We start from the raw sequence: 708 nt of genomic DNA on the forward strand, positions 1-708 counted from the left end.
CGGGCTTCCCTTCGGTGTTTCAAACTCTATCAGGCCTTTTCTGTCTCTCTGACCACCGTTCTGCGAGCATGCAGAAGGAGATCCAGAATCAGGATCCGACGAGTTTGTTTTCTGTTCGAGCGAGGACACTTTCGCGTCGCTCCGTCCCGAGCAGGAGTACGACTGTACAGGTGGCCCGGAACGGCATGCAAATCCGCTGGGTTGGTGGTCTAGACCACTAGCTGCTAGCTTTCATCCGGAACCGCCACTTCACATGACATACCCTGCTGCTCAGGCCCGCGAGCAGCTCCACTTCTGGGAGGCTCCCATGACCACCGTGACGTCCCCTCTCGCCGGACGTGCCATCGGACTGGCCGCCGTGCCGGACCCTGTCTTCTCCGGGGCGATGGTCGGCCCCGGCACCGCGATCGATCCGGTGCGTGAGCCCTCCGAGGCCGTGTCGCCCGTGGACGGTGTGATCGTCTCCCTGCACCCGCACGCCTTCGTCGTGGTCGACGACAGCGGACACGGCGTGCTCACCCACCTCGGCATCGACACCGTNNGCGGTCGAGGCGGCCGGCAAGTCCCCGGTGTGCCCCGTCGTCGCGCTGGAGGCGACGGCCGAGGCCCTCTCCGCCGTCCGCGAGAGCGGTGACGTGACGACCGGCGCCGACCTCTTCTCCTGGAACTGACACACGTGCCGTCATGAGGGCGGCGTACAGGACGACC

The 708-nt window shown here is 65.4% G+C and carries 1 pseudogene; it reads left to right on the top strand.

From position 1 onward, the window contains the following. Positions 1-307: 307 nt before the first annotated feature. Positions 308-671, top strand: a pseudogene (locus tag CCN72_RS36800) (PTS sugar transporter subunit IIA). Positions 672-708: the final 37 nt, after the last annotated feature.

Source organism: Streptomyces murinus, assembly GCF_002154555.1.
GTDB classification, from domain to species: domain Bacteria; phylum Actinomycetota; class Actinomycetes; order Streptomycetales; family Streptomycetaceae; genus Streptomyces; species Streptomyces murinus.